The organism is Magnetococcales bacterium (assembly GCA_015228815.1).
In the GTDB taxonomy this organism is placed as follows: Bacteria; Pseudomonadota; Magnetococcia; order Magnetococcales; family UBA8363; genus UBA8363.
In genome coordinates this window covers 246,731-252,730 of record JADGCV010000001.1, presented here as the reverse complement: position 1 = coordinate 252,730, position 6,000 = coordinate 246,731, and the positions used below count along the sequence as shown (strand labels likewise).

Sequence of the window (6,000 nt, the reverse complement as noted above, 5' to 3'; positions counted from 1 at the left end):
CCGCTCTTTGCCTCCAATCCCTGAAACCATTTTCAAGGTGTACTCATGGTCTTTGACGGGTATTCGTTCAGTCCCCATCTCGCCATGGTAGAATACGAAGGGGACGATGGCCGGGAGTTGCTTCCATCCCGGATGTTCGCGTGCCCATTGTTTCAATGCCTCGATGATGTAATTTAACAATTGCCAGCCGATACGCACGTCGGGAGAACTTTTGTGCTCGATCAGCACGTACAGCAAGGCCGCCCGGCCAGTGATCGTTTTGACCCGATAAAGCCGATCGGTCAGGTGGGTCCGCAACGCTTCATCGACGAACGAACCCTCCACCAACTCTGGCGGATCATCGGACAACATTGCCACCACTTCCTTTGGCAACCGCTCCCGCAACAAAGCGCCTGCCGTTGCTGGATTGGCAAGCAAAGCCTTCAAGAATCGGTCATGTGGGTGGCTGATGTCGGTCATGGTCAATCCATGGGAGCAATATTTTCATCGATCAATGATATACTGCCGTGGCGATACAACACGCAGCATGATTATCGAACGTCAAGTCGCTAAGGAAGGATGACGACCGGGGTATCCACCGAAACCAGATCGAACAAGGTAATGATGTCCCGATTGTCCATGCGGATGCAACCCGCGGAAACCGGAACGCCGAGGCGATCTTCATGAGGGGTGCCGTGAATGTAGATATAGCGTTCCCGGCTGTCCACCCCCGGACCACGATTGATCCCCTCTTCCAATCCTTCGAGCCAGAGGATGCGTGTGGTGATGCAATCCTTTCCGGGTTCCAGGGGAGCGGCGGTGATGTCGATGACCTCTCCTGTCGGTTCGCGGCTTTTGAACACCGTCCCCGGCGGGGCGCCGGCGCCGATGCAGGCACAGATACGGTGCAGTCCAACCGGAGTGCGTCCGCTGTCCGCTTCGTTTCCGAAACCGGCGTGACCGGTGGAGATGGGCCATCCATCCTCGGGGAAATTTTTTCCCAATCCGAACAGCCGTTGTTCTCTGCCAAGAACCACCACGGCCGGACCGGAAACCAGGGTCCAACCAAGGGTACCGAGAAGGCGGATCGCTTTTTCAAGCCGGCGAACGGAATCTTCCCGTGTTGGCGAAGGTACGCCAGGGTCTGTTTCGAGACAGAAGGGGAGGGAACGGTCGCTCCCCCCCCGTGGTTCGTGGTGGCGCTCAGTCGTCACTTCCGAAGATGCCCAGAATCTGCAACAGCGAGGTGAACAGGTTGACGACGTTGAGGTACATGCTCAATGCTGCGACTGGAGGGGCGATGGCCCAGGGTTCCATTTTCAGCCGCTGGGTTTCGAAAAGGATATATCCCGAGAAGATCAAGGCGCCCACCGCCGAAATGGCGAAGGCCATGGCGGTTGAGTGGATGAACATGTTGATCAACCCGCCGATGACGACGATGATGAGGCCGGCAAACAGCATGCCCCCCATCATTGAAAGGTCCTTTTTGGTCGTCATCGCATAAAAGCTCAAAGCGGTGAAGATGATGCCGGTGAGCAACGCCGCCTGTCCGACGATATGGGACATGCCGGCCCCGACGTAGACGGCGATCACCGGACCGAGACTCAAGCCGGAGATTCCGGTAAAAAGAAACAGTGTGGCGGTGTTCTGAACCTTCATGGCCAGAAACAGGGCGCCGAGCATGAGGACCATGAGGATGATGGGATGTTCACGGGCAAAGGGGAGGGTCATCCCGACGTAGCCGGCGGCGACGGCAACGGCCAGGCTTGCGGCAAGGAGGGCGTAGACCTGTTTGATATAGGTGGTGACGCCGTTGTCGATGGCCAGGCCGGTCCTTCGGGAATCCGCGACGGTTCGAGATCCCATGGGGGTCGGGAAAGGGCGGTTGTCGTTCACGATTGGAACTCCTTGTCCATTGGTCTGAATTGGTTGATAATACGTCGTTATGTTGAAACGGTCCGCATGACTGGCGATCCAGACACGGGCGGCTTGTCGTATCGTGGAGCGTTCCGGGACGGATTTGGAACCCGGATGAGCCTTGTCAGGATGGATGGTTCTTTGGCTTGAACCGGATCATGGGGCCGATCCTGATGAATCCGTCCGACGAAGATTTCGACGAAGCACTCCGGTCAAACACCGTATCGTCCTGTCTTGCCTGCTGGAGCCGACACATGGTCGGTTTTCGACACGGTCTTCAGGATACTTGCAGCCTAACAGAATCGTTGGCGTCGATCAATGAAAATCCGCCATAAGTCGGTTACTTGGGAAACGGTTGTCGAGCGCCGGGAAATGCGGGCGGGGCATGATGTCATCCGGAGGGGTGGCATGTCGCGGCCATGGCGGGGTTCAATTTCACCCATGGGATCCATCATGAGCATGATCGCTTCTTCACTGGCCGCTTTGCGGGATACGATTGCCGAGACCTGTCGGCGCGTGGGTCGGGAACCTGGGTCGGTTCGATTGGTTGCGGTTTCCAAGACCCGTCCGGTCGGGGATGTCCTGGTGGCGGCCCGGGCGGGGCAGTTGCTGTTTGGTGAAAACCGGGTGCAGGAGGCGCGGGACAAGATTCCGGGGGTTGATCATCCGGGGCTTTCCTGGCATCTCATCGGCCCGTTGCAGCGCAACAAGGTCAAGATTGCGGTGCAGTTGTTCCAAATGATCCAAAGTGTCGATTCGATCGAACTGGCACGCGAATTGGATCGACGAATGCCGGTTGGCCGGACCATGCCCATTCTTCTCCAGGTCAACGTTGGTGGCGAGGCGCAAAAATCGGGATTGGCCCCTGGGGATCTGGAAAAGACTCTGATCCAGATCGCGTCGTTGCCACGTCTTTCGGTCAAGGGTTTGATGACCGTGCCGCCTTTTGCCGAGGATCCCGAGCGGGTCCGGCCCGAGTTCCGGAAACTGGCCTGTCTGGCGCGGGACATGGCGGCGCATGCCATTCCGGGGGTGTCGATGGAGATCCTTTCCATGGGGATGAGCCATGATTTCATCGTGGCCATCGAGGAGGGGGCGACGATGGTGCGGATTGGCGGTTCCCTGTTCGGTACACGAAATGGATGACCTTTGGCAAAATCGAGACATCTCCCGAAAATGTGGGCCGATGTCTTTCATCAACATCGGATAAAGAAGAAACATGACCGACATGAACATGAAGCGTATTCGATTGAATCTGAAGCTCAGGGATCGGATTTTTCTGTCGTTGATGGTCCCGGTACTGTTTTTGATCGGTCTGGATGTATGGGCCTTCGTCGCCAGCCAGAAGGTTGCCAGCGCCACCAGCGCCATTCGCGCCGAAGGGGTGGAGATGACTCTTCTGGCCAAGAAGATGGACAAATGCATTCTCAACGTCCAGCAGTTCCTCACCGATGTTTCCGCCACCCGGGGGCAGGACGGATTGGATGACGGTTGGAAAATGGCCGAGGAGAATGCCGTCCTTTTCGAGGAGTCGTTGCGGGAGTTTCGCGGGCGCATTCCTCGCCAGGTCGATCCGGAGCTTCATCGGACGTTGGATGCCTTGCAGGAACGTTTTGCGGCGTTTTACGGTCAGGGCAGGGAGATGGCCAAGGCCTACGTCGAGGGCGGGCCGGAGAAGGGCAATCGGCGCATGGCCGATTTCGATCGTGAATCGACTGCCTTGCAGGAGGTTCTGGCGCCGTTCGTCGCGGGGCGCGTCGCTCTGACCGAGGGCCTTTTGTCGGAGGTGGAGAATCGATTCGTCCATTTTCGTGACGGCATGACCACTGCCTTGATCCTTGCTTCACTTTTGGTTGCTGCGCTGGGATGGTTTCTGGTGCGTGCCTTGAACCAATCCCTGGGACGAATCGAACCGGTGGTGCGTGCCCTGGCCGAGGGGAACATGACCATTCGGGTTCCGGTGACGGGCCAAATGGACGAGGTCAACCGGATCGCCCTGGACATCAATGCCCTGGCCGACACCATGACCCGGTTGATGTCCCTGATTTCGCTTCATTCCGGAAGCATTACCGCCTGTGCCTCCGAGTTGGTCAAGGTTCGTCACGTCATCAGCGCCGATGCCCGGGCCTCTCATGAGGTGGTGGGGACGGTGTCCAGTCAGAACGAGGTGTTGTTCCAGGAAATAATCCAGGTCAAGGGGGCCATCGATCAGGCGACCGAAAACGTCCAGAACATTTCCATTGCCTCTACCCGGGTCTCCGAGAATGTTTCCAGCATCGCCGCCGGGGTCGAACAGACCAGCGTCAACATTTCGACCATGGCTGCCGCCGCCGAGGAGATTACCGCCAATATCGGAGGTGTCAACCAAAACCTGGAACAGGTGGATCTGGCGGTGCGCAATGTCAGCGCCTCGGTGAAGGAGGTGACGGAGGCCTTGAACGATGTCCGTGTCCGCTGTCAGCGGGCCAGCAAGGAATCGCAACAGGCGTTCAATCATGCCCGGGGCACTCAGGATGTCATGGATCAACTTTCCCGATCCGCCCGCGAGATCAGTCATGTGGTCGAGGTGATTACCGACATTGCCGAGCAGACCAACATGTTGGCGCTCAACGCCTCCATCGAGGCGGCGGGGGCGGGGGATGCCGGCAAGGGGTTTGCCGTCGTCGCCAACGAGGTCAAGGAGCTGGCGCGTCAGACTGCCGACGCCACCCGCATGATTCATCAGCAGAACAAGACCATTCAGTCGCATACCCAGGAAGTGGCCAAGGCCAATCTGGAAATCGTCGCTTCCATGGAACGGATCAACCGCACCAATATGGAGATCAATCTTTCGGTCGATGAACAGGCGAGTGTCGTCCATTCCATTTCCGAGGCGATGCAACAGGTTTCCGAGGCGGCGGCGGAAGTGACTCGCAATGCCCAGGAACTCAACGTTGCCGCCCAGGATGTCGCCCGGGCCGCTTCCGAAGCGGCCATCGGCACCTCCGAGGTCGCCAATGCCGCCCAGGGTGTCGCCGCCGCCGCCCAGGCCAATGCCGCCGACAGCAATACCGCCCTGGACCATGCCAATGCGATTCTTGTTTCGATGAACCGGACCGGCGAGGTCGCGCAAAAGGTCAATGAGAGCATCGTCCTGGCTGGAAATACCGCCGTTTCCATGAAACTTTCCTCCGAACAGTTCGCAAGGATGGGTCTGGTCCTTCAGGAGATGACCAATTCTCTCTATGCCGCGCAGATCAAACTTGATTTCGGCGATCCCCCCTACAACATCAAGGCGGTCAAGGGTGAAATGCTTGCCCTGGTGGGTGTCATCGAGGGAATCATCGCCGGACGGTTTTCGGCAGCCGATCATCCCATTGCCGTCGCGGATGCGACCCTCCTGGGACGTTGGATCCAGGGAACCCAGGGATCATCATTGGCCACCCGTGAATCGTTCAAGGAATTGGCCCTTCGTCATCGGGAATGGTATGCCCTGGCCGGGCGTCTAGGATCCCTGGGCCGGGACCAGGCGATGGAGGAGATGCCGAAATTCATTGAGAATCAAAAATATATTTTCAAGATGATCGACCTGCTTTATCTGAGTCGTGATGGCGAACCGGTCGTTGGTGAATTGTTCTTTCCCTGGAACGATAAACTGACCCTTGGTTTGCGGGACATCGATGCCGATCATCGCAAACTGGTGGACATGGCCAACAAACTGCACTCTGTCATGAGTTCCGGACAGAGCGGCAAGATGGTTCACGAACTGCTCCTCGAACTGGGAGAATATGCCAAGTTTCATTTCAGCCGCGAGGAGGACCTGTTCCACAAGTTTCATTATCCCGCGACTGAAACGCATATTAAAATTCACCGTAATCTCGAAGCGCAACTGGCTGGTGTTGTCGCACAATTCGAACAGGGTGATTTTTCCGTCGCCATCGACCTTCTGACCTTGCTCAAGGCCTGGTTGACCCAGCACATCATGGAAGTGGATCACGCCTACGCTCCGTTTTTGAAGGAAAAGGGGGTCGGATGATTCGAGGATTCGTTCCCGTTCAAAAGGCGGGAGCGGGAAAAATTGTTAACGAACAAGAATTTATTTCTGAAATTTTCCGATAACATGCG

At 57.1% G+C, this 6,000-nt stretch carries 5 protein-coding genes; 2 read left to right on the top strand and 3 right to left on the bottom strand.

The genetic code is table 11. The annotated features are described in order from the left end of the window. The 3 genes from HQL76_01105 to HQL76_01095 all read right to left on the bottom strand — a co-directional run. The coding region (locus HQL76_01105; protein ID MBF0107761.1) for an Rpn family recombination-promoting nuclease/putative transposase at positions 1-459 on the bottom strand (459 nt) is incomplete at its 3' end. Between the two features lie 89 nt (positions 460-548). Continuing rightward, the gene (locus HQL76_01100) at positions 549-1,193 is read right to left on the bottom strand and encodes a L,D-transpeptidase (protein MBF0107760.1); all 645 of its coding nucleotides are present in this window, start codon (positions 1,191-1,193) and stop codon (positions 549-551) included. Continuing rightward, on the bottom strand, positions 1,183-1,875 hold the full coding sequence (locus tag HQL76_01095; protein ID MBF0107759.1) for a Bax inhibitor-1/YccA family protein: 693 nt from the start codon (positions 1,873-1,875) through the stop codon (positions 1,183-1,185). Before HQL76_01095 ends, HQL76_01100 begins: the two co-directional genes overlap by 11 nt. Before the next feature lie 480 nt (positions 1,876-2,355). On the opposite strand from HQL76_01095, the gene HQL76_01090 reads away from it, so the two are divergent. Together HQL76_01090 and HQL76_01085 are read left to right on the top strand one after the other, a co-directional pair. Next, positions 2,356-3,042, top strand: coding sequence for a YggS family pyridoxal phosphate-dependent enzyme (locus tag HQL76_01090; protein ID MBF0107758.1), 687 nt, complete (start codon positions 2,356-2,358; stop codon positions 3,040-3,042). 73 nt (positions 3,043-3,115) lie between these two features. Then, entirely contained in the window at positions 3,116-5,911 is a 2,796-nt protein-coding gene (locus tag HQL76_01085) for a bacteriohemerythrin (GenBank protein MBF0107757.1), read from the top strand. The last annotated feature ends 89 nt before the right edge of the window (positions 5,912-6,000 follow it).

Bases quoted from the DNA above. Each gene is read 5' to 3' on its own strand.
- HQL76_01085 (MBF0107757.1), top strand. From the start codon at position 3,116: ATGACCGACATGAACATGAAGCGTATTCGATTGAATCTGAAGCTCAGG.
- HQL76_01090 (MBF0107758.1), top strand. From the start codon at position 2,356: ATGATCGCTTCTTCACTGGCCGCTTTGCGGGATACGATTGCCGAGACC.